The organism is Kitasatospora sp. NPDC022856 (assembly GCF_055561235.1).
Genome location: NZ_JBVHHE010000057.1, coordinates 1 through 23,794, shown reverse-complemented (window position 1 = coordinate 23,794; position 23,794 = coordinate 1). Strand labels below are relative to the sequence as shown.

17 protein-coding genes are annotated in these 23,794 nt (G+C 69.3%); 10 read left to right on the top strand and 7 right to left on the bottom strand.

Annotated features, from left to right (window positions below):
• Positions 1-345: 345 nt before the first annotated feature.
• Together ACZ34W_RS35235 and ACZ34W_RS35230 are read right to left on the bottom strand one after the other, a co-directional pair.
• On the bottom strand, positions 346-858 hold the full coding sequence (locus tag ACZ34W_RS35235; RefSeq protein WP_465610064.1) for a DUF4188 domain-containing protein: 513 nt from the start codon (positions 856-858) through the stop codon (positions 346-348).
• A gap of 341 nt (positions 859-1,199) precedes the next feature.
• A complete protein-coding gene (locus tag ACZ34W_RS35230; RefSeq protein WP_465610062.1) occupies positions 1,200-3,554 on the bottom strand; it encodes an ATP-binding protein in 2,355 nt (784 codons plus the stop codon).
• 345 nt (positions 3,555-3,899) lie between these two features.
• Between ACZ34W_RS35230 and ACZ34W_RS35225 the strand changes: the two genes are divergently transcribed.
• Positions 3,900-4,301 carry a hypothetical protein gene (locus ACZ34W_RS35225; protein WP_465610060.1) on the top strand — a complete coding sequence of 134 codons (402 nt, stop codon included), beginning with the start codon at positions 3,900-3,902 and terminating at the stop codon, positions 4,299-4,301.
• Positions 4,302-4,628: 327 nt separating this feature from the next.
• On the opposite strand, the gene ACZ34W_RS35220 is transcribed toward ACZ34W_RS35225, so the two are convergent.
• A complete protein-coding gene (locus ACZ34W_RS35220; protein ID WP_465610058.1) occupies positions 4,629-5,558 on the bottom strand; it encodes an ABC transporter substrate-binding protein in 930 nt (309 codons plus the stop codon).
• A gap of 1,178 nt (positions 5,559-6,736) precedes the next feature.
• On the opposite strand from ACZ34W_RS35220, the gene ACZ34W_RS35215 reads away from it, so the two are divergent.
• Entirely contained in the window at positions 6,737-7,027 is a 291-nt protein-coding gene (locus tag ACZ34W_RS35215; protein WP_465610056.1) for a hypothetical protein, read from the top strand.
• On the opposite strand, the gene ACZ34W_RS35210 is transcribed toward ACZ34W_RS35215, so the two are convergent.
• Positions 7,024-7,524, bottom strand: coding sequence for a DoxX family protein (locus ACZ34W_RS35210; RefSeq protein WP_465610054.1), 501 nt, complete (start codon positions 7,522-7,524; stop codon positions 7,024-7,026). The two genes, ACZ34W_RS35215 and ACZ34W_RS35210, sit on opposite strands and share 4 nt — an antisense overlap.
• A gap of 486 nt (positions 7,525-8,010) precedes the next feature.
• On the opposite strand from ACZ34W_RS35210, the gene ACZ34W_RS35205 reads away from it, so the two are divergent.
• The 3 genes from ACZ34W_RS35205 (at position 8,011) to ACZ34W_RS35195 (ending at position 10,760) form a co-directional block, all read left to right on the top strand.
• Positions 8,011-9,867 carry a DUF8189 domain-containing protein gene (locus ACZ34W_RS35205; RefSeq protein ID WP_465610052.1) on the top strand — a complete coding sequence of 619 codons (1,857 nt, stop codon included), beginning with the start codon at positions 8,011-8,013 and terminating at the stop codon, positions 9,865-9,867.
• A gap of 325 nt (positions 9,868-10,192) precedes the next feature.
• Complete coding sequence (locus ACZ34W_RS35200; RefSeq protein WP_465610080.1) at positions 10,193-10,531, top strand: alkaline phosphatase family protein; 339 nt, start codon at positions 10,193-10,195, stop codon at positions 10,529-10,531.
• A 7-nt stretch (positions 10,532-10,538) separates the two neighbouring features.
• On the top strand, positions 10,539-10,760 hold the full coding sequence (locus tag ACZ34W_RS35195) for a hypothetical protein (RefSeq protein ID WP_465610050.1): 222 nt from the start codon (positions 10,539-10,541) through the stop codon (positions 10,758-10,760).
• Between the two features lie 447 nt (positions 10,761-11,207).
• On the opposite strand, the gene ACZ34W_RS35190 is transcribed toward ACZ34W_RS35195, so the two are convergent.
• Complete coding sequence (locus ACZ34W_RS35190; RefSeq protein ID WP_465610078.1) at positions 11,208-11,573, bottom strand: LysR substrate-binding domain-containing protein; 366 nt, start codon at positions 11,571-11,573, stop codon at positions 11,208-11,210.
• 177 nt (positions 11,574-11,750) lie between these two features.
• On the bottom strand, positions 11,751-12,863 hold the full coding sequence (locus tag ACZ34W_RS35185) for an ROK family protein (protein WP_465610048.1): 1,113 nt from the start codon (positions 12,861-12,863) through the stop codon (positions 11,751-11,753).
• A 166-nt stretch (positions 12,864-13,029) separates the two neighbouring features.
• On the opposite strand from ACZ34W_RS35185, the gene ACZ34W_RS35180 reads away from it, so the two are divergent.
• From ACZ34W_RS35180 to ACZ34W_RS35160, 5 genes are all read left to right on the top strand, one after another.
• Complete coding sequence (locus tag ACZ34W_RS35180; RefSeq protein ID WP_465610046.1) at positions 13,030-14,319, top strand: ABC transporter substrate-binding protein; 1,290 nt, start codon at positions 13,030-13,032, stop codon at positions 14,317-14,319.
• The gene (locus ACZ34W_RS35175) at positions 14,319-15,287 is read left to right on the top strand and encodes a carbohydrate ABC transporter permease (RefSeq protein ID WP_465610044.1); all 969 of its coding nucleotides are present in this window, start codon (positions 14,319-14,321) and stop codon (positions 15,285-15,287) included. The genes ACZ34W_RS35180 and ACZ34W_RS35175 overlap by 1 nt, the downstream gene beginning before the upstream one ends.
• Positions 15,287-16,114 carry a carbohydrate ABC transporter permease gene (locus ACZ34W_RS35170; protein ID WP_465610042.1) on the top strand — a complete coding sequence of 276 codons (828 nt, stop codon included), beginning with the start codon at positions 15,287-15,289 and terminating at the stop codon, positions 16,112-16,114. Before ACZ34W_RS35175 ends, ACZ34W_RS35170 begins: the two co-directional genes overlap by 1 nt.
• Entirely contained in the window at positions 16,111-17,430 is a 1,320-nt protein-coding gene (locus ACZ34W_RS35165; RefSeq protein WP_465610040.1) for a Gfo/Idh/MocA family protein, read from the top strand. The genes ACZ34W_RS35170 and ACZ34W_RS35165 overlap by 4 nt, the downstream gene beginning before the upstream one ends.
• A 414-nt stretch (positions 17,431-17,844) precedes the next feature.
• Positions 17,845-20,520, top strand: a complete 2,676-nt coding sequence (locus ACZ34W_RS35160) for a glycosyl hydrolase family 95 catalytic domain-containing protein (protein WP_465610038.1) — start codon at positions 17,845-17,847, stop codon at positions 20,518-20,520.
• Between the two features lie 519 nt (positions 20,521-21,039).
• Here the strand turns inward: ACZ34W_RS35160 and ACZ34W_RS35155 are convergent.
• The gene (locus ACZ34W_RS35155) at positions 21,040-23,448 is read right to left on the bottom strand and encodes a glycoside hydrolase family 95 protein (protein WP_465610076.1); all 2,409 of its coding nucleotides are present in this window, start codon (positions 23,446-23,448) and stop codon (positions 21,040-21,042) included.
• Between the last annotated feature and the right edge of the window lie 346 nt (positions 23,449-23,794).

Below are 23,794 nucleotides of genomic sequence, written 5' to 3'. Positions count from 1 at the left end.
GCCCCGCCTACGTGCGAGTGCTGTCGCGAGCCCGCCGTCCCAGCACGATTCCCCGGCGCCCGCAGTCGTTTTCGGCCCGACGTGGTAGCACCCTGCCTGGCTGGCCACCAGGAGGTCCTCGTCGTCCAGGGTGCTGCCGCGCCCGACGCCGGTGCGGTACAGGTCGTACCCGGACTCCTGGCCGGTTGCGCTCTCGCCCGTGGTGAACGCCCGGTTCGCGAGAAGGAACAACGGCGGCCACCGGCGTCGCCCGCCCGGGCGGGGACTGCTCAGCCGTCTCGCCGGGCCGGGGCTCCGGACTCGCGCCCACTCGCCCTTACGTGGCCGCAGCCGCCCACCCACCTGTCACGAGCCGGCCTGGCGCGCGAGTCGCTGCGCAGCGGTCTCACCACGCATTTGGACGGGCTGCGTACCGAAAGCCCGGCCGAGGCCGAAGGGCGGCATGCCGACGTAGATGGACTCGTGCCGGCCGGCGGACACCTGGAGGGTCTCATGCCAGATCCCCACGGCCGGACGCCTGTCGGACGAGGAGGCGCGGGCACGACGGTTGAACGCCTGCCAGGCGGGCCGATGGTTTCGGTCCGCCGCCGATGCGTAGGCCAGCAGCCGGTTCGCGTCCCGCCAGTACTGGATCACGGTGATCTCGCGCAGTCCCCCACCGACCATCACGCGGAAGCCTGCCATGCCGGAGTCCGGATCGCTCGCGAGTTCGCGCAGCATGGCCGGCATGGCTATGAGTACGGGCCACCACTGGCGCACGGCGCGCCATCGGTTGACCCGCATGCCGATCAGGAAGAGGACGAGCTCTCCCTCGTGGGCATCCGTGATTCGCCCGTGTGCACGGGTGGTTGTTGCCATGGCGAGCCCCTGACCTCAATGGATAGTGTCGCTATCCTATAGGTAGATAGTGACACTATCCTCCCGTGGTGTCCAGCAGGGACGAACGAGAGGTCCGTCGAGCGAACGTTCGACCTCAGCGCTCCCAGTGGCGTCACCGGCACGCCTGCCACCGGGTCGACGGCCGTCGCGCCGGCACCTCTGGCAGGACGGCGGGTCGACCGGGTTCGGCGACCCGCCGGCGGCACCCGCGAACCGGCCGACTGCCGGCACGGGTGGCGCTGTTCGGGATCCACGGATCTTGCGCACGGGCCGGGAGTCGCGCACTCGGCCCGTCGGCGAGGGCCGCCCGGTCCGACCTGCTACGGCTGCCCGCTCGCCGTCGCTCCCTGGGTCCGGACGACCCACACGGCGATCTGGGCCCGGGAGGAGAAGGCCAGTTTCGCCAGGATGTGATCCACGTGGCTCTCTGCGGTGCGCTGGGCGATCACCAGGGTCTCTGCGATCTGCTTGTTCGACATCCCGTCCGCCACGAGTCCCGCGACCTGCAGTTCCCGTTTCGTGAGCGGGTGCGTACCGGCCGTCGTCGATTCGTCGGCACCCGGCTCGCCGGTGTCGGTGCCCAGAGCGACCGCGACGGCACGGTCGAGGTCGAGGTCGGCACCGGTGTCCACGGCCGCCTGGAAGCCCGACGGGCCGAGTTCCGCCGTGGCCGCGGCCCTCAGCCGCTCGACGGTCCCGTCGAAGACGTCCGGAGCGTCGTCCGCCAGGCCGGTTCGCTGTCGGATGCCCAGCCATACACCGGTGAGCAGCGCGCCCCGCCGGTGGTCGCCGGCGGCCATGGCCACCCATGCCAGAATCCGCACGGCCAGGCCGGCGGTGGTGGCGTCCCTGAAGTCCCAGCCGATCTTCGCGGCCTCCGCGGCGTGTTCGGCGGCGGCCCCCGGATCACCCCGGCCGAACTCGACGTACCCGAGGACCACCAGGGCCGATCCCAGGAACCAGCGCTCGCCGACCCGGGTGCTGATCCGGCGCACCTCCTCGGCCGCCGCGGTCGCCTGGTCGAACTCGCCCATCCGCAGTCGCGCCAGGGCGGTGAGAACCAGCATGTACATGTACTGCTCGGGCGGCACCTCCATCCGGCGAAGTTCCCGCATGGCCTCCTGCAGGCCGGCGAGCGCGGAGTGGGGATCGTTCTCGGCCAGGGCGGCGTACCCGGCGGCGCCGATGGCGTGGGCCTCCAGCAGGTCGATGCCGAGGTCCTTGGCGATGCTCCGGCACTCCTCCAGTGCCCGATAGGCCGCAGCGCCGTCACCCTGCCTCGCGGCGAGCACACTCGCGTACAACTGCGCCGCGCTGCGTTCGACGGTCGGATCGGGGACCAGCGCGAGGACCTTCGCGAACCAGTGACGTCCCTCGGTGAGGTGTCCTCCGCCGAGCCAGTGGTAGAGGAGTGCGGTGAGCATGGCCAGGCCGGCCTCGCTCTCCCCCGGTGTGGTGAGGCAGTAGTCCAGGGCGGCGCGGAGGTTGGCGTGCTCCGCCCGCATCTGCCGGGACCGTTCCAGCTGGTGGGGCCCGAACCAGTCGGCCTCCAGGCGCCTCGACAGGCTCAGGCAGAGGTCGCGGTGGCGCCGGCGCAGCATGTCCTCCTCGCCCGCCTCGCGCAGTCGCTCGCGGCCGTAGTGGGCCAGGGTGTCGAGGAGGCGGTAGCGCATCTCACCGGAGTGCGGTTCGGCGACGAGGACGGATTTGTCGACCAGGCCGGTGACCAGGTCCAGGACGGTGTCGGCGGGGAGGGAGTCGTCGCCGCAGACCTCTTCGGCGGCGTACAGGCTGAACCGCTGGGCGAAGACCGACACCCGGGCCCACAGGAGGCGCTCCTGCGGCGAGCAGAGCTGGTAGCTCGTGTCCACCACCGCCGCGAGCGAGCGGTGCCGGGAGGGCGCCGCACGGTCGGTGGAGGCCGGGATGCGCAGCCGTCCGTCGAGCCTCTGGAGGATGTCCTGAACGGAGAGCACCCGCGTACCCGCCGCGGCCAGCTCGATCGCCAGCGGCAGGCCGTCCAGCCTGCGGCACAACAGCGCCACCTCGCGCCAGTTCCCGTCCGTCAGGACGAAGTCCGTCACGGAGGAAGCCCTCGCGGCGAACAGCGCGAGAGCGGAGGAGTCGGGGACGGCGGCGCGAGATCCGGGTCGGTCGGGGTCCGGCACCGGCAGCGGGGGGACCTGCCACCGGCATTCGCCCGTGACCCCGAGGAACTGGCGGCTCGTCGCGAGGACCCGCAGCCCGTGCGAGGCCCTGAGAAGGGTGGTGACGAGCTCGGCGCACGCTTCCGTGAGCTGTTCGCAGTTGTCGAACACCAGCAGCATCCGCCGCTCGCGCAGGAAGTCCTCAAGGACCTCCACCCGGTCGCTCGGCCTGCGACTCTCGATGCCCAGCGCCTCGGCGACCGTGTACGCGAGCAGGTCACCGTCCTGCAAAGGGGCGAGATCGATGAACGCCACCCCGTCCGCGAACGCTCTGCGGACCTGACTCGCCACCCGCAGTGCGAGCCGCGTCTTCCCGACGCCTCCGGGGCCAAGCAGGGTCACCGTGCGCGTGGTCGAGAGCAGATCCCTGACCTCGGCGATCTCCCGCTCGCGACCGACGAAACTGCTCAGCTCATCGGGCAGATCGGCGACCGCCCCCCGCCTGCTCTGCTGCCCGGTCCTCCTCATACTCGGAGGCTAGGTCGCTCCCAGCGGACGGTCAAACCCGCGGGAGGCCGCCGCCAGGCCGTGCCGCACGGCCCACCCACGCGGCCCACACCGGTTCCCGTCATCCCATCACCGCCGAAGGTCCACGACAGCACGTGATCGGATCGGCACAGTCCGTTCCCACGGGTGAGCTTCCATACGTACGGGCGTGCCTTTCCGTACCCGTCTCGGCAGTTCTCCCGCTGCGACCCCACACCTCGAAAGCCCAGGGTGGAAGACGAACGAACCGACGCCGACCCTCGCCTCCCGGGCGAACCGGCGACACCGTCTGCCACCCGCCCCGCCGACCATGCGCAGGTGAGAGCCGTGTACTCACAACCCACATCCGGAAGCCCGCACGTCGCGCTCTACCTGCGCTGCTACCCCACCGATCCGTCCGAGATGGGATGCCACCGCCGCGCACTGGAACAACTCGCCCGGCGGCACGGCCTGCCCGAGCCGTTCGTGTACCTGGACAACGGCCGGGGGCACCGTGCCGGCCTGCCGCAACTGAAGCTCCTCGAACACGACATCGCGCACGGCCGGATCGACACACTGCTGATCCCGGGGCCGTTCGTGTTCTCGCTCGACGATCGGCAGGCCGCAGCCACCGTCCGCCGGCTGCGCCGGCTCGGCTGCCGCCTGATCGAACTTCCGGCCAGGTGGTGGACGCAGACCGAGCTGCCGGTCGAGGACCCGGCCTCGATCATCCAGCCACAGGCGGCATAGGACCGGCACCGCGCGCTGCCCGCTGAAACGGCGCAGCGCGCCCGGCCGGTGCCCGTAGCCGGCCGGCCACGAGGCGAGCGGCCTCCAACGCTCGGGCCGCTCCCCGACCAGGGGCCGGGCCGGGGCCGGTGAACAGTGCCGGCTGCCAGGAGCCCGGGACAGTCCTCCCGGGGGCTTCCGGGCGCCGCTGCGGCCGCCCGCCGACGGGCCGGTGGGCGGGCGCAGTCGGTGAGCGGACCCCGGCGGCGGGTCGGAGGGGACACCTGTGGACCCGTCGTCTGTGGACCTGTCGTCGGGACGCTGCTCCCGACCTGATGACGCTCCGGGTCACAGCCCCCCGTTGATCGCCGCTGCCTGGGCCGTCCCCGCGCTGACGTTCCACTTCGCGAGGATCGTGTCGTACTCGCCGCTGCGCATCAGCTGGTCCAGCCCCCTCACCAGCGCGTCGCGCAGGGCCGTGTCGCTCTTGTTCACCGCGATCCCGTACGGGCTGGACTGCGACTGCGTGCCCGTCACCTCGAATCGGTTGCCGTTGTCGGTGGTCCTGGCCGCGTACGCCGCCACCGGGAGGTCGTTGAAGTCGGCCACCGCCGTGCCGGCCGCCACTTCGGCTAGGGCCTGGGCGTCATCGTCGAAGCGGTGGACCTGCAGCGCCTCGCCCCGCCGGGCGCAGGCGGTGACCTGGCGGCTGATGATCTCGTCCTGGGTGGTGGCGCGCTGCACCGCGACCGTGCGGCCGCAGATGTCTTCCAGCGTCCGGATCCCCTTCGGGTTGCCCTTCTGCACGATGATCGAGGTGCCGGCGACGAAGTAGTCCACGAAGTCCGCACCCGGCTCACCGGTCGGGATTCCGTCCTCATCCAGCGCGTCGCGGCGCCTGGGCGTGTCGCTGATCGCCGACATCGCCACGTCGAACCGCCTGGCGTTGAGGTCCGGTATCAGCTTGTCGAACGCCGTGTCGACGATCTCGATCCGCAGGCCGAGGACATTCCCCAACGCGTTGGCCAGGTCCGGGTCGAGGCCGTCCGGCCTGCCGTCCGCACCGTGGAACTCCATCGGCGGGTAGTTCAGGTCGGAGCCGATCCGTAGCACCCCGGCAGCCCGCTGCGCTTGGGGGACGGCCGCCCGGGCCTTGTCGCCGGCGCTCTCCGGGGCGTCCGAGCCGGCGCAGGCGGTGGGCAGCAGGGCCGAGGCGGTGATGAGGGCCGCGGCCGGCAGGGCCCGGCGGCGGGGAGGCAAGCAGGAGTGATGGCGCATGGGGGCGCTCCTCGGTGGGGCGGAGCGGCGCGACCGACATCCACGAAGGGGAACGGAAGCGACCGGGAACGGGATCCTCCCATCCGGCTCCGCCTTCAAGGGCGGCAGGTGTGTCACGATCTGCTATCGGGTTGGCCCGTGTCCGGGATGCCCCCGGGCCTGGAGTCCTGGCGTCCCGATCAGCTGGCCAGTCTGATGGGCGACCGACTGTTCGCCGCAGGGGCGGCAGGTGAGTTGGAGAGCGTGGTGGTCACCAGCACGCGCCTCCATGAGATCGTGCAGATGGCGCCCCGGCCGGGCGTGCAAGGTCCCCCGCCTCCAACCCGATGCGGATCCGCTCGTGAAGGGCCACCGCCGGAACGACTCCGCCTGTGAGGGCGATCAGCAGCCACCGCCGGAACGTCCAGCGCACGACGTGAGCGGCGGGCGGTTCCCCGCAGAGCCGACGCAGCCGGGCCGGGGTCATGGGAAGCACTCGCCCACGTGCCATGGATCGTCTGATTCCGCGCCCGGTCGGATCGGGGATGCAGCTGCCTGCCGTGAGCCCGAGGTGGAACACGCATACGGGGTTCGACCGTTGACTCGCGCACCGAAGAGCCCGCACACTTTGCGCACCAGCGGCGCACCTCGAACCGCCGGCGCCACGACGGCCCTCGCCGACCGGCGTCCGCGTGCTGCCCTGCCCCGCCGTCCGTCATTCCTGCGGCCGGCTACGACACCCCCTCGGCCGGAAGACATCCGTCGGCCGGCCGCCAACCACGGGCCTCGCGCCTGAGGCCCCCGTTCCTCGGAGGTACTACGCTCGCTTCGTCGGCGCCGACAGGACCGCAGTGTCCCGCGCCGAGAGCTCTTGTCCTGTCCACACGCCGTGCCGACGTCGGTGAACCCGTCGGACACGGCCGAACCCAGCCAACCGCACGACAGAAGTCCCTGCGCCGGGGCCGGCCCCCTTTCCTCTGGCAGCGCGCCGTCGCAGGGCACCAACCACGCTTGCGACCCCGAGGAGGCGAAGCCTCTCATTCTTCTGACCGGCCCGACGCGTTCGCCCGGCCGGTCGTGCGGAGGAGCGTGACCACCTGAGACCCACCCACCAGCGTTATCCAGGGCACGAGTTGAGGACCCGGGTCGAGCCAGCTCTCCAAGGTGACGAAGAAGGCGTCGAAGGACCCCGGGGGCGGGTGGCCCTCGCCGACCAAGCGCGGGAACTGCGCCACCGCGCGGTCAAGTCGGCTCTGGCGATCGTGGTGCTCACCATCATCGCGCTGGTCTTCCGCAACAGGACCGAGGACTTCCTGCCGCAGCCGCTCCGCTGCACCCCGGAGGCACCCCGCGACCAGCCGCTCCGGGACCGGCACGCCTTCCAGGCCCGCTGGGACGCCCAGAAGGCCACATCGTGGCCGGCCTCATCGGCCAGGTGCCCGTCGACAAGGCACCGAAGACCATCGACGACCTGGTCGACCAAGCCCTAGACAGGCAATGCCGGACCACGGATGACCAGGTGCCGGCCGTCGGTGGTCCCCGACGGCCGGTACCTCCACGCACCGGGTCGGCGCCGACGACCGAACAGCGTGACCGTCTCGGCGCGCCGGTTCCACGCGATGACGGCAAGCGGCACCATGAAGACGAACGTGGTCCCGGCGTTCACACCGTGCATCGCGGTGAGGTGGATGACGAACGCGAACACCAGGAAGACGATCAGCGCGGTCGCGGCCGGTCCAGCCAGCCGACGGACCAGTAGTCCGATCGCCCCGGCCAGCTCCACCAGGCCGGTCAGGTACATGAACCAGTGACCCACGCCCGTGGCGTCGAACACGGTCGTGGCGGCGGGGAGCGCGAGCAGCTTGGGCAGTGCGCTGGCCAGGGCGAAGAAGAGCGCGAGCAGGATCCGCAGCGTCCAGACCACGCGGACCACGGTCTTGCCGGACTTCATGGCGGGGGTGGTGGGGGCGGGGGCGACGATGGTCATTTCGGGTCTCCCTGGTCAGCTGTCGATGGCTTTCTCAGGTCTGACCGCCGCCACCGCCGAACCTCATCGGTCTCGGGAGAGGTTCTCTTCTGACTGCCCGCGGCACCCGTGCGCTCGGCCCGTCGGGCAGGGCCGAGCGCACGGGTGCCGCGGGCGTGCTCAGGATCCGTTGAGGACTGCGGCCGGGGAGGCTCGGGCCCTGCGGCGCGCCGCCGCCCGCGGGGACCTCCCGCCACGGGTCGAGGCAGGTATCAGGGCAGGTAGTTCCACGCTGCCCCGGAGGCCTCTGCTGGACCGAGACTCATCCACGCCCCACACACGAGGGGCTGTGCACGGGCCTGGCACTTCCGCCTCCGCTCCTTGCCCGAGCCCGTCGTTCTCCTCCCTTCACAAGTAATCGAGGTGAAAATGATCAAGTACCGTACAACCGTCAGGACAGGTCGCCCGTTGACCACCGCGCGTACAACCGTCAGGACAGGTCGCCCGTTGACCACCGCGCTGACACTGCTGACGCTCGTCGCCGCACTCCTGGGCGGCTCACTCGCATCGTCCCCACCGGCCATGGCAATAGCTGATCACGTGGTGGAATGGCGTTACCACGACGCGGATACTCCCTCCGCCCGCGCGAACAACTATCAAGCCATGATCGCCAGCCTGCGGGCCACGGCCACCGCTTATCGGGACCCCCTGTACCGCACGGGGACCGGCAACATCGAGCTCGTCGTCGAGCTCAGCGATGACCGGTCCGTGCATCTCTACTTCAGCGCAGAGAACATGTACCTGGTCGGGTTCCGGTCCGGGAACCCCCTCAGGCAGACCTACGCGTTCAACGGAAATGCCGACCGAGTAGCGCAGTTCATGGACACGGGACATCCCCAGGAACTGTTCATGCGACCTGACTATCCCGCTCTGGAGCGAACGGCGGAGGTTGGTCGGGGTGAACTGACCTACAACTCCGAGTCGGTACTGCGCGCGCTCAACGACCTCCAGGCCTACACCGGGGGCGAGGAGGGCGTCTCCCAAGCGCAGTTGGCCCGTGCGGTGCTCCAAGTCGCAGCGATAACCGCCGAAGCCGCGCGTTTCCGCCACATCGAGGCATTCATGCACACGCAGATCGGCACCACCGGCACGGGAATCCCGTTGCCCGCCGAGTACCTCGAAGAGGAGAACAACTGGAACCGGCTCTCCGCCTACGCAGCCCAGGTGAGCCAGGATCCGACCCACCCGTCGGAGGTGATCGGCCAGACCCGCTACCACTCCTTCCGAGATGTCGTGCCGGTACTGGCGATAGCTCTCTCGGCCGCCATCGACCGCACCTGCAAACGATCGGTGCCGTCGCAGACCTGGTCCGCCTGGGAGTCCCTCGGGGGAGACCTGACAGACAGCCCGACGGCGATCAGCCAAGCGCCTGGCAGTCTCGACGTCTTCGCCGTCCAGAGCACGAACGGCCATCTGTACAAGAGGTCCTACAACGGTGTTTCCTGGTCGGACTACGCCGATCTCGGCACGCCCGACGGCGGCAGGATCGTCGGGGCGCCTGCGGTGGTGTCACTGGCCAACGGGCGCCTGGACGTCTTCGTCCGCGGAGCGGACAACGCACTCGGACACAAGTGGTTCGTCAACGACGCGTGGTCCGACTGGGAGTCGCTCGGGGGCAACCTGGCCGACAGTCCGACGGTCGTCAGCCGGGGACCCGACCGTCTCGACGTCTTCATCCAGGGCAAGGACAGGGACCTCCAGGTGAAGACCTGGATATCCGGCCGGCCGTGGTCGGAATGGACGAGCCTCGGCGGTGTTCTGCGCGGCGCACCCGCGGCGACGCCGCTGGAGAGCGGAGGCCTGGAGGTGTTCGTCCGCGGATCGGACAACGCGCTCTGGCACAAGTGGTTCGTCAGTGGCACATGGTCCGACTGGGCTTCCCTCGGCGGCGAGCTGGCCGGCGACCCTGTGGCGATGCCGCTGGAAAGCGGTGGTCTGGACGTGTTCGCCCGCGGATCGGACAACGCACTCTGGAACAAGTGGCACGTCAACGGCGCGTGGTCCGAGTGGGGGTCCCTCGGCGGAACCCTGGCCGATGGTCCGAAGGTGGTCGGCCAGGCACCCGGACGTCTCGACGTCTTCATCCAGGGCAGGGACAGGGACCTCCAGGTGAAGAGCTGGAGTACCGGCAAGTCCTGGGTGGACTGGAGGAGCCTCACCGGTGATCTGCGCGGCGCACCCGCGGCGGTGTCATCGGAGAACGGACACCTGGACGTGTTCGTCCGCGGATCGGACAACGCGCTCTGGCACACGTCGTACGTCGATGACAACGGGACGGGGTGCGGGGCACATGACGAATTGTGAGGGAAGGTCGGCCTCGGAGGCTCCGGGGGGCGACCGGCCCGATGCGTGATCGCATCTGATCGGGGTCGAGCGCCCGGTGGTCGTCAGGACCGCCGGGCGCTCGACCGGTTGCGCGGAGGATCGCGCGGCGCGCACCCGGTGTCCCAGGAGTTGTCGATCCACGGAATCGGGCGGGTGGTGGTGGACGGGTTTGGGGAACGGGGAGCGTTCTCGCCCTGGTTCTTGATCCGGTCAAGGGTGAGTCCTTCGGGCAACCGGGCAGGCCACAGGGAATTTCACCGTCAACGGCAGAACGTACGCCAGGCCCGCAAACCCGGTTGTCGTCATCTGCATCGACGGCAGCGAGCCCGACTACCACATCGAGGCGATGGCGGCCGGTCGGATGCCCTGGCTGAGCAAGGTCCTCGAAGGCGAGGGAACCTCGTGGCCCGCCCACTGCTCGATGCCCGCCCTCACCAACCCCAACAACGTGTCCATCGCCACCGGCCGGCCGCCGGCCGTGCACGGCATCAGCGGGAACTACATCTTCGACACCGGGCTCGGCGAGGAAGTCCTGATGAACGACAAGCGGTTCCTGCGGGCGCCCACCCTCCTGGCCGCCGCTAACGAGGCCGGCCTGGACGTCGTCGTGGTCACCGCGAAGGACAAGCTGCGCCGGCTGTAGTCCGTCCGTGGCGCGAGAGGGCGACGAACTCGCCGGCCCCGTCGAGCGAGGGGCCCTCCTCGACGAGACCGGCACCGAGCCCGCCTGGCATGACCTCAGTGGTCTGGACGCCCCGCTCAGGTCCCACGGCGCGCTGGGCGAGCTCCAGATCCCCTTCCCGATCAACCGCCGTCTGCCGGAGCCCGAGCCGCTCGACGAGCAGGAGAGCGGCACCACGCACGCGCACTGAAACTCCGTGGCCGCCCCGTCCGAGGGTGGCCACGGTACCGGGCGCAGACGAGGGCCGGCGGGGCCTGGCGCCGGAGTGCGGTGTCGGCGTCGCCTTCTCCCCCGGCGCGATGGACACCGCGGTCAGGGAGTTCGGTTCGGACGTCGTCCTCGAACTGTCCGGCAACCACAGGACCGTCCAGTCGGCTCTGGACCTCGTCGGGCTGGACGGGCGCGTGGCGCTCGTCGGCTCGGTGTCGCCCGGGCCGACGGTGGCCTTCGAGCCCAACACCTTCGTCCGCGACCTCACCCGTGGGGTCGGACGCCGCGACTACGCGGTCGATGACGACGCGGAGGCCTTCGACTTCCCCGCACGAACCCCCGATGCGGGACCGGTTCGCCGGGCTCGTCCCCGACGCCTTCCCGCTCTCGGACATCGACGCGGCCGTCGACCTACGATCCGCCTGCATCAGGTACTGGGGCCGCGCTCCCGCCCGTCCACCGGCCACTCGGAGACGGCTCCGACCAGGTCCTCGAACGCCTCCTCCGAAGGCGTGAGCACCCGGTCCGACCGCCTCACCAGGGACACGGTCCGCACGTGCGGGGCCGGCACCATGGTCAGCGCGGCGAGCATCCCGGACTCCGTCTCCTGACGGATGACGTGCTCGGAGACGTCCGCCAGGCCGAGCCCCCGACAGACGGCCTGCTTCACGGTGTCCGTGCCCCACATGTCCCACTGCTCGGCGCGCTCCAGCCCCCACATCCGCAGCGCGCGCTCTCTCCGATCAGGCGTCGGGCGTTGGTGAGACGGCCGCGCACCGCGGGACGGCTCCAGTTCAGCGGTCAGCGCGCGACCATGTCCCCCATCAGGCCAACTCCTTCCCGACGCACGGCACCGGCGGTGCGGAGGTGTGCCGCACTGCCGGAAGGGGGCAGTTCACGGCCCCTTCCCCCACGTCGCCGCCGGGACCGTGATGGGGGGATCCCCGGACGTCGTGGCATCGCACGCTCCTCACCCGTTCACGTCGAACAGTTCCTGCTCCACCGCGTTCAGTGCCAGGCGGATGCCGCCCAGTGCCACCGCCTCGTCGCCCAGTTGCGAAGCGGCCACCGGGACCGGGAACAGGCAGAGTTCCGCAAGACGACGACTGAGGGGTTCTGTGATCAGTCGGCCGGCCCGGGAGAGGCCGCCTCCCACAGCCACCAGCTCCGGGTCCAAGGTGAGGGTCATCGCCGCCACGCCTTGGGCCAGGTCGTCGGCGAAGTCCTCCAGCGCGGCCAGCGCCTTCGCCTCGCCCGCCCCGGCCGCCGCGAACAGCGTCTCGGGGTCCGCCCAGTGGGCCAGCAGGCGGCCCGGAGCCGTGTCCCAGCGGGAGCTCGGCAGGACGCCGATCTCGCCTGCCGCGCCGTGCCGGCCGGTGTGCACCTTGCCGCCGATCAGCAGTCCTGACGAGATCCGCCGCCCCGCGTGGATGTACAGCACGTCCTCGGCGCCTGCCGCCGCACCTCGCCAGCGCTCGGCCAGCGCGGCGAGCCTGGCGTCGTTGCCCGCCATGACCGGGGCGTCGAACGGCTCGGTGAAGGCCGCGACCAGGTCCGTGCCTGTCCAGGCCGGGAGCAGGTCACTGCGCGTTACCGTGCCGTCCGCCGCCACGACACCCGTGGTGCCGACGCCGACTCCCCACACGTCCTGCGCTGTCAGTCCGGCACCACGGAGTGTGCGGTGGCCGAGCGTGCGGGCTGCGGCCAGCCGTTCCTCTGCGGGCAGGGCCGGGGTGACGGCTGTGCGGCCGGTCCCCAGCACCTGACCGCGCAGGTCGGCGACGATGGCGAGCACCTTGTGCAGGCCGATGTCGAATCCGAGCACGCAGCCGGCCTCCGCGCGGAACCGGAAGCGCCTGGCCGGCCGGCCGACCCTGCGGGACGCGGCCTCGTCCGCTTCGGCCTCGGCCACCCAGCCCTGCTCGGCCAGGCCCGCCAGCGCGTTCTCGACGGTCACCCGCGACGAACCTGTGGCCTTGACCAGTTCGGTGAGCGTGGCCGCGTCGACCTGGTGCAGGGCCCGCAGAGCCGCCGCCGCGTTCAGGCGGCGGAGCAGGGTGGAGTCGCCTCCTGAGATGGTCACGAGTTCTGCTTACCCCCTTGACACGGCTTGGCTTCCCGCCTCACCATCTGGCTACTTAATTCAGAAGGTATCAGAAATATTACCCGCCGACACCTTCTGCCCCACCGGCCGACACGGCCCATCGACCCGCCTCCGAGAACGAGGACCCTTTGCAATGAACCGCTCCATGCGCTTCACACTCCCCCTCATCGCCCTGTCCCTCGCCGCAGGCGCCTGCGCCCCCGCCGGAAGCAGCGGCTCCTCCGGCTCCGGCAGCACGAACGCCTCGAAGGAGATCACCTTCCTGACCTTCGAGACCCCCAACCTGGACGCCAAGTACTGGGACGACGCGATCGCCCGGGCAGCGAAGCAAGTTCCCGGCCTGAAGGTCAAGAAGCTGGTCGCGCCCTCCGCCGACCGCACCGGGTACGCCAAGCAGCTGAAGGCATCGGGCCAGTTCCCCGATGTGATGATCTCGGTCTCGCCGGTCGGCTTCGCGGAAGCGGGCGACATGGCGCCGTGGTCGGACAAGGAGCTGGAGCCCTTCACCTTCCCGCACTCCAACCCGATCGGCGGCAAGATCTACCAGCTGCCGTACAACACACAGCCGACCCCGCTGGTCTACTACAGCAAGAGCCTGTTCCAGCAGGCCGGTGTCACGTCCCCGCCGTCGACCTACAAGGATCTCCTGGACGTCGCCGCCAAGCTCAAGGCGGCCGGCATCACCCCCTTCGTCACCGGAGGCGGCGGAAAGGACGCCTTCGCGGCCTCCTACCTGTGGACCGCGCTCGTCGCCACCGACGTCTACAAGAAGACCCCGGACTTCATCGCCCAGCGCCGCACCGGTCAGGTCAAGTTCACCGACGCCTCCTTCAAGGGCGCCACGCAGAAGTTCGTGGACCTGGTGAAGCAGGGCTACGTCGACAAGGCCGGCCTGTCCCGCGACTACGCCAGTACCGAGACGGCGTTCCTGTCCGGCAAGGGCGCCATGTACCCGATGGGCACCTGGTTCCCGGCCGCGGCCGACAAGAGCGACAGACGGGACGACATCGGCGTGTTCCCCTTCCCGACCGACGACGGCTCGCCCGCCGTCCCGTCGTACACCGGCGGCGGAATGTCGGTGAACGCGCACTCCAAGAACCTCACCCCGGCCAAGGAGTTCGCGCTGGCCTTCCAGCAGGACAAGCAGAACCTGGACGCCATCGTGAAGGCGGACGGCGCGATCATCGCCATGAAGGGCTACACCCCACCGGCAGACATGGGCCCCGTCTACAACGAGTCGGTGAAGGTCTACCAGGACGCCGTGAAGAACAACGGCATCGTCAACGCCTTCCTCGTCGAAACCGGCGACGATGCGTTGCTGCCGGGCCTGGTGGACAAGTCCTACGCCCTGGCCCAGGACATCATCGCCGGCCAGAAGAACGCCGACCAGGCCACGCAGGCCCTGGACGACGAATGGGCGAAGGCGGCCAAGTGATGCCCGCGCTGGACGAGAAGGGCAGCGCCCGCAAGGGCGTTGCCCCCGCCCCTCGCTCACCCGCGCGGCCCGTCGCGCCGAAGCGGCGGCGCAGCCCCTGGCCCGCCCTCGGACACTTCGCCGGCTTCGGCGCCCCGGGCCTCGTGGTCTACGCGCTGTTCGTGGTCACCCCGATCGGCCTCAGCGTCGGCTACAGCCTCACCAACGCCAACGCGTTCTCCCACAGGACACGGTTCACCGGGTTGGGGAACTACACCGACCTGCTGACCGACGACGCCTTCCTCACCACCCTGAAGGTGACGACGATCCTCACCCTGATCGTGGTGACCGTCCCCAATACCCTGGGTCTGGCCATCGCCGTCATGCTGGACCGGCGCGGCCGGCTCTACAACGCACTGCGCGGCGTCTTCTTCGTACCCGTCGTCCTCAGCTCGGTGGTCGTCTCCGTCATCTGGCAGGAACTTCTCACCGACGACGGCCTCATCAACTCCGTACTCCGCTCGGGCGGAGTGAACCACCCACCGGGCTGGCTCTCCGACCCGGCCCTCGCCCTCTACTCCGTCGGCTTCGTCATCTCCTGGCAGATGCTCGGCTTCTGCACGGTGGTCTACCTCGCCGGCCTGCAAGGTGTACCCCAGGAACTGCACGAGGCCGCCGCCATCGACGGCGCCGGGCCATGGCTGCGGTTCCGCAGGATCACCTGGCCGATGCTCGCTCCGGCAGTGACCATCAACACCGTCATGCTGCTCATCACCGGCTTCAAGGCATACGACCACGTTCAGGTGATGACCAACGGCGGCCCCGGAACGGGAACCACGGCAACCGTGGCCTTCGACATCATCCAGACCGGCTTCACGGCCAACCGCACCGGCGAGGCCTCCGCGAAGGCGGTCATCATGCTCGTCACCGTCGCCATCGCCTCCAGCATCGCGCTGCACGTCCTGCAGCGACGCGAGGTGAACACCTGATGGACAAGCGCGCCCCCTGGATCCGGCCGGTCGTCGCACTCACCGTCACCGCCGCCTTCTTCCTCCCCCTCTACCTCGTCCTCGCCAACGTCTTCAAGAACGGCGACGACATCACCCGCTCCCCGGCCTCCCTACCGCTGCCGCCCACCCTGGACAACCTCACCAACGTCTTCGACCGCCCCGACAACCTCTTCGTCAACGGCCTGATCAACAGCGTCACCATCACCCTGACGTCCATCGTCATCCTCACCGTCGTCTCCGCGATGCTCGGCCACTACCTCGCCCGCAGCCGTTCCCGCGCCGCCCGCATCACCATGCTGTTCCTCCTCGCAGGACTGATGATCCCGCCCCAGGTGATCCTCGTCCCCGTCACCGACATCCTGCAGCTCACCGGCATGATGGCCACCCTTCAGGGCCTCGTCGCCTTCAACGTCGGCTACTACGTGCCCTTCGGTGTCTTCGTCTTCTCCGGCTTCATCCGTACCGTCCCGCTGGAACTCGAGGAGTCGGCGGCCATGGACGGCGCCGGCCGCTGGCGCACCTTCTGGCAGGTGGTCTTCCCACTGCTGCGGCCCGCCACCGCCTCCGTCCTGATCTTCCTGGGCGTGTGGATCTGGAACGACTTCCTCAACCCGCTCATCATCCTCGGCCCGGCCGGCGGTACCACCGTCACCGTCGGCGTCTACCGCGCCATCGGTGAGCACCAAGCCAACTACGGCCAGGTCTTCGGCCTGATGTTCCTCGCCGCCCTGCCCGTACTGATCTTCTATCTCCTCCTCCAACGGCACTTCGTCAAGGGCCTGACCGGAGGAGCAGTCAAAGGATGACCGTGACCGGAAACGCGACCGAGGGCACCGCCTTCACCAACCTCCACGACCACCCCGGGCAGCCGCTCGACCGCCCACTCACCCTCGCCGTCGCCGGCGCGGGCGCCCGCGGCAGCGCCTACTCCGCACTGGCCGCAGCTGGGAAGACCCCCCTCCGCATCACCGCCGTCGCCGAGCCCCGCACGGCACGGCGCACCAAGTTCGCCCAGCACCACGGCGTACCACCCGAGCACCGCTTCACCGACTGGTGCGACCTGGCCGCCGCTCCACGCCTCGCGGACACCGTACTCATCACCCTTCAGGACAAGCTGCACGTCGAGGCCGTGGAGGCACTCGCCGCACGCGGCTACGACATCCTCCTCGAGAAGCCCATGGCCACGGACCTTGCCGAGTGCGACCGCATCGCCGAGGCCGCCGCCACAGCCGGGGTCTCGCTCTCGGTCTGCCACGTGATGCGCTACTCGCCGTACAGCCGCAAGCTCAAGGAAATCATCACCAGCGGCCGGATCGGTGACCTGGTGAGCGTGCAGCACCTGGAGCCCATCGGCTACTGGCACTACGCCCACTCCTACGTACGGGGCAACTGGCGCCGCGAGGACCTCTCCAGCTTCCTGCTGCTCACCAAGTCCTGCCACGACATCGACTGGCTCGGCCACATCGTCGGCCGCCCGGCCAGGACCGTCTCCTCCTTCGGCTCCCTCACCCACTTCCGTCCCGAGAACGCCCCGGACGGCGCCGGTGAGCGGTGCGTCTCGTGTCCCATCGAGCCGGACTGCGCGTACTCAGCGCTCAAGCTCTACCCGGCCGGACTGCGCGAGGGCGGAGTCAAGCGCTACTTCACCCGCATCGCCGCCGAGGAGCTCACCGAGGAATCGGTGGCACAGGCCCTCGCCGAAGGCCCCTACGGGCGCTGCGCCTACCGATGCGACAACAACGTCGTCGACCACCAGGTCGTCAACCTCGAATACGAGGGCGGTACGACGGCCACCTTCACCCTCACCGCCTTCACCCCGCAGGAGAACCGGCACACCAAGATCTTCGGCACCCGCGGCCAGATCACCGGCGACGGACGGATCATCGAGGTCTACGACTTCCTCACCGACGAGCGCACCCTCATCGACACCGACAACGGCGGCGCGTCGGCGGCCGAAGGACACGGCGGCGGCGATGCGGGCCTCATCGAGGCATTCGTCCGCGCCCACCACGAGGGCCGTCCCGAACTCCTGCTCACCGGCGCCGAGGAGAGCCGCGACAGCCACCGGGTGGTGTTCGCCGCCGAGCAGGCCCGGCGGGAGAAGCGGGCGGTGCGACTGTGACCCCACCCAGCCGAAAGGCCAGGCCGCCGGCCCCCTTACTCCAGCGGTACGCCGTCCGAGCTCCCCGGCCACCCACCCCTGGCAGGCGCCGTACGCGGGACGCGTGCCAGATCGCCCCGAGCCGGATGACGGTGTACCGCCCGCACGCTCCGGCGCCCGGCGTTCCCCCCGCATCGACCGACACCCACGGACAGGGACACGATGAAGCTCAGACATCTGTGCGTCAGCATAAGTGCCGCAGTGGCACTGCTCGGCGCCTCACTCGCGCCGGCGGCAACACAGACCGCGGTCGCCCAGGAAGTAGCCGGGGCATCGCCGGCTGATCTCACCAGCGACTGGAACGCTCTCCAGAACCTGCTGCCCGGCTACGCGGGCACCTGGACCTCACCGCCCACGAACGTTGTCAACGACCTCATGACCGAGGGAGCTCTGCTGGGCAACGGAGACCTCGGTGTGACAGTCGGCGGCGACCGGAACACCCTGCGCATGAACTTCGCCAAGAACGACTTCTGGACCAGCGACGGCACCGTCCACCCGATCACGCTCGGCGGGCTGACGCTGCAGAAGTCCTCCGGCGTGGACGACGGCACCTCGTACTCGATGGTCCAGGACATCCTCAATGCCGAAGTCCGCACGGACCTGACCGTCAACAGCGTGCCCATCCACGCGCGATCCTACGTCGCGGACTCCGCGGACATCGTGGTCACCGAAGTCAGCTCCAGTGGTGCCACGCCTGTCACGCTGGCCCTGGACGCCTGGACCGCGGCCGGGGACCCGCGCTACCCGGCGTCCTCGGGGCTCGGCGGCTTCACCCTCTGGGCGGCTCGCAGCAGCCAGAACACCGCCTCCAGCAAGTGGGTGTCCCGGATGGCCATGGGCACCAGAGTCCTGGGCGCCCCGATCACGGCCACGACGGACTCCACCGGGAGCTCGACCGCCCGGTTCACGATCGCCCCCGGCGCCAAGGTCACCATCGTCTCAGCGGTCGAGGGCGGCCAGAATGTCACGGACCACGTCGCCCGTGCCAAGTTCGCAGTCAACAGCCTCACCGCGAGTTCCGTCGCGAACCTGGGCACCCAGCACCGGAACTGGTGGAAGGACTACTGGCTCAAGTCCTACGTCAGGGTATTCGACACGACCCTGGAGAAGTACTACTACGGCTCCCAGTACATCCTGGGAAGCGCGTCCCGCAAGGGATCCCCTGCTCCCGGCCTGTGGGGCCCCTGGGTCACCTCCGACTCCCCGCGCTGGCACGGCGACTACCACCTCAACTACAACGCCCAAGCCCCGTACTACGGGAGCTTCTCCAGTAATCGCGTCGACCTGGCGGACCCGCTGAACCAGGTCGTCCTCGACTACCGGGCCACCGGCGCGAACAACATCGCCACCCTCCAGTCGAGACCCCCGGTACCCAACGGCTACCTGACCCAGGAGTTCAAGGACGCCATCCCGCCGACGACCCGGGGCTACCTCTACCCGACCGGAATCGGTCCACAGGGCTCCTCCGGGGACAACCCGTTCTACGGCAACCAGCCGACCAACGCGACCTACGCCGCCGTCCCGCTGGTCTCCCGGTACGAGTACGCCCCGGACGCCGCCTTCCTCTCAGAGACCCTCTACCCGTACCTCGTTCAGCTGGCGAGCTTCTGGGAGGACTACATCGGTCCCAAGGAAGCCGACGGCAAGTACCACTTCATGGGTGCCACGTACGAGGGAGACTGGAAACAGGACGATTCGCTCGGGCTCGCCGCGATCCGGTACGTGCTGACCCGCACCACGAAGTACAGCCAGCAACTCGGCATCGACACCGCGCGCAGAGCGAAGTGGAACGACATCCTGGCCAACCTGCCGGCCACTCCCACCGCCGTCTACAACGGAGCGACGGTCTACAACTCGGCTTCCACCCAGAACTTTGCCAGCCTGGTGGGACGTACCATCTGCAACCTGGAATTCATCCATCCGTTCGACCTCTTGGACCTGGACTCACCCCAGGCCGACCGGCAGGCGGCAATCGACACACTCGACGCGATGAACTCCTGGACCGAGGGAAACAACCTGGCCAAGAGCTACGCCGTGGCCGCATACGTCGGATACCCGGCAGCATCCCTCCAAGCCAGACTGAAGTCCCTCATCTCGTCCAACATGCGGACCAACCTCACCGTCTACCAGGGCGGCGGCGGACTGGAATCGGTGTCCGCGATCGACGCCATCAACGCGATGCTGCTGCAGTCCACGAACGGCACCATCCGGCTGTTCCCGGACTACCCCGCGAACCAGGCAGCGCACATCAGCCGGCTGCGCACCAAGGGCGGCTTCCTCGTCAGCGCCGACTACGACGGGACGAAGGCATCCAACGTCTCCATCACCGCGGACAACGCGGGCGGCCCGGCGACCGTACTCAACCCGTGGCCGGGCCGACCGGTCACCGTCACCGACCAGGCGGGCACCATCGTCCCGACCACGTCCGCCAACGGCCGGGTCACCTTCACCACTGTCGCGGGCGGCGCCTACCGGCTCTACCCCGGCACGGTCATCGGCTCCGTCTCGACCCAGCCCGCCGGCGCCGTCGACCTCTCCACCCAAGGCACGCTCGACTGGACGCACTGGGGCCTGACCGATGCCGCCAGCTACGACCGTCGGAGTGCAACCACCCGCGCCATCAGCAATGTGACGACGGTCGGAAGTGGTCAGGTGATCAGGCTCGCCGACAGCATGGTGACGTACACCTGGTCGGGCGGAACACCCACCGCATCCGTGACAAGCACACCCACCGCGGTCTACACCCGGTCTCCCGGCAACGGATTCCAGTTCACCGTGGCAGCCTCGACCACACCGCAACGGCTGCGGGTGTACCTCGGCGCCTGGTCCTCCAAGGGCAAGCTGACCGCCACGCTCAGCGACGGCAGCGCGCCCGTCTACACCGGATACTTCGACTCCCCGTCCGGCAACGGGTACGGCGTGGCCGACATCAGATTTGCCGCCGCCACGGCCAACCAGCGACTCACCATCACGTACGTGGTCGACACCTCGCACTCCGGACAACTCGGCAACATCACCCTCCACGCGGCCACTCTCACGACCAGCCCCTGAACGGAAGCCCCCTACACCGGACGGCCGCGCCGACTCGGCACACCGGCGAGGACAACCGGTCATGAATGACAACCGCAGTCGTCCGTCGAACCGCCACGAGCGTTCGACGGACGACTGTTGGCGCGGGCGGCCCGGCTGATCTGAAGATCTCATTGCTCCGACAGACAGCTCCCCGGCCTCGTGCGCTGCAACGAGGCCGGGGAGCTGTCTGTCGGCCGGCCGCAGCTGGTCCGGGTGGTCGTCGGAGAAGCGCCGGTTGACCAGATCCGGCGGCCGCGTCCTGCGGACGTCTCCGATCAGTCGGCCTGCGGAGATATACCCGGTCCGCGGTGTACGGCCGGGGCTTCGGCGGACGGCAGCGGCGGGCCCGGACGGGTACCGATCGGATCCGCGATCGGATGCGCCGAGGCGGCGGTCCCGGGAACCAGGACCGCCGCAGGGTGTCCCGCGCAGTGCGGCGTCAGCTGCCTGGAACGGCACAAGCGGCGTTCCAGGCAGCTGACGTGGTGTGCCAAGGGTTCAGTGGACGAGGGTGCCCGTGATCTTGTACACGCGGTATCCGGTACCGGCGAACGTGATGCGATCGCCGGTACGGACGGTGGTGACGACCTGCCCGGTCCGCGCGTCGGTGACGGTGTAGGCACCATTGAAGGCCGGGCTCCGGACGGACAGTTGCTGGGACACCCACGGGGTGATCGTGAAGGTCACGGCCCCGTCCGCGCTCCAGGTCGCGCCGACACTGGCGTTGCCACGCGCCTTGAGCCCACTGTACGAGCCGGATTTCCAGGCGGCCGGGAGCGCCGGCAGCGGCTGGATCTCGCCGTTCTGGCTCTGCAGAAGCATCTCGGCGATCCCGGCCGTGGCGCCGAAGTTCCCGTCGATCTGGAAGGGCGGGCAGGTGTCCAGCAGATTGGGGTAGGTGCTGGACTTGAGCTGCTCGGAGAGCAGCTTCAGCGCGTGATCGCCATCGAGCAGGCGTGCCCAGAAGTTCACCTTCCAGGCCTTGCTCCATCCGGTTCCTCCGTCGCCGCGTGCGTTGAGGGAGACCTTGGCCGCGGCGGTGAGCGTGGGATTGCTGCGGGGGGAGATCTCGTTCCCCGGATGCAGGGCGTAGAGGTGCGAGACGTGACGGTGGTCGTCGGTTGGACTGTCCAGGTCGGCCTTCCACTCCTGCAGTTGGCCCCATGAACCGATGCGAAGACCTGGGTCGAGGGATGCGAGCGCGGACGTGAGCCTGGTCTGCAGGTCCGTGTCGGCGTTCAGGGTTCGCGCTGCGGCCAGGGTATCGGTGAGCAGGCCCCGGACGATCTGCTGGGCCATGGAGTCCCCCGCCGTGAAATAGCCGTGTTCGGGCGAAAAGCTCGGGTTGGCCACGAGCTTCCCGTCGTGGGGGTCCGTTCGCAGGTTCGCCAGCCAGAACTCGGCTGCCCCCTTGAGGACCGGGTACACGTCGTCCCTCAGCTGTCCCGTGTTCCCGGTGAAGCGATACCAGTCGTACAGCTGGGAAGCCAGCCATCCGTTGGCCTCGGGGAACCAGAACGCGGTCCCGTAGTTCCCGACCCCCGTGTTCCCGAAAGGGTTCGTGCAGTTGTGCGTCACCCAGCCGGGGGTGCCGAACATCTGGCTGGCGGTGGTCGTGCCCGCCTTGCTCAGGTTCTTGACGAGATCGACGAAGGGCGTCGCGGTCTCGAAGAGGTTCGTCTGGAGAGCCGGCCAGTAGTTCATCTGCACGTTGATGTTGGTGTGGTAGTCCGAGAACCAGGGCGGAGTGACGGAGCTGTTCCACACACCTTGGAGGTTCGCCGGGAGGGATCCCACTCGCGACGAGGAGATCAGCAGGTACCGGCCGTACTGGAAGAAGAGCGCCTCCAGTGCTCGGTCCGCGGTCGAGGATCCGCCGGTGTACTCGTCCCGGAGCGTGTTGGTGGGCTTGTCCGGCATCACCTGTCCCACGTCCAGCGTGACCCGGTCGTACAGCTTGTGGTAGTCGGCCAGGTGGGCGGATTTGAGCGCGTCGTACGACGCGGCGGCAGCCGCGTCGACCGCCGAGGTGACCCGCGCGTGCGGGTCGGCCCCTCGGTAGGTGGGATACGACAGGGCGTAGTTGGTGCCCGCACTCGTCACGAGGACGACACTGTCCGCGCCGGTGACGGTGACTCTGCCGGCGGAACTGGTCACCGTGCCGCCGACGGCCTTCACCTGGGTCTGGGACTCGAAGTCGAGGCCGTTGTCCACGAGCTTCCCCCGAACCGTGAGGCGCCCGTCCACGGCTGTCGCCGTGAAGTCCGCGCGCGGGGAGGCGTAGCGCAGCGTGAAGGAGATCTTGCCCGGTTGATCGGCACTGATCCGACCTGCGATCACCTTCCCCGGGTAGCTCGCGAAGTACTCCCGGCTGAAGTTGGCCCCCCCGGCCGTGTAGTCGACCGTGGCGACCGCGTCGGCGATGTCCAGCGACCTGCGGTACCCGGTGTACGCCGAGGACGACCCGGCCATGTCCAGGTAGAGGTCACCGAACGTCTGGTAGTTGCCGAAGCCCGTACGGGGCGCCCCGAGCTTGCCGGCCACCCAGTTCGGGTCGGCCTTGCCGCTGGCGTCGATGGCGTCGATGACCTGCGCGAGGGCGCCGGGCCGAGGAGTGGGCCAGTTCCCGTAGTTGTATCCCGAAGAACCGGGTCCACCGGTCCAGAGTGACTTCTCGTTGAACTGGAGCCTCTCCGAGGCCACTCCCCCGAACACCATGGCCCCCAGGGCCCCGTTGCCGATCGGCAGCGCCTGGGTCTCCCATGCCGAGGCGGGTTCGTCGTACCAGAGGGTCTCCGGGTCCGGGACCACCGCTGCCGCCGCCTGCTGCGTGGCTGAAGACGCCAACGGCAGGGTCGCCGCCAGCAGTCCCCCGGAGACCACGGTGACGAACGTCCGTCGTGGCACTCCGCCGTTCGGCCCACTCGTCGTGGCACGCGTCTGCGTGTCGGGAGTGGCGGAGAACCGCTCTTCCCGCGCCCCGTGGTCGCTGTTCTGAGGAATGTCTGTCGTGGGTTCCAAGGTGGTGTCCTTTCCGAAGGCGCGAACGCGGGGGCGCTCGGTTGTTGGCGGCTACGTGTCGGACGGAGCGGGTTCGAGCTCCGTCCGTTCTGGCGAGATCCTCGAGCCGGGCGACCGGTGGGTGGCCGGTGGACGACGGTCAGTTCGCGGAGGTGTAGACCGAGACCTCGGCGAGCGAGAGGAAGTTGGTGCCGGCGAGCTGGACGCGGACGAACCTGCCCTGGGTGCCGGC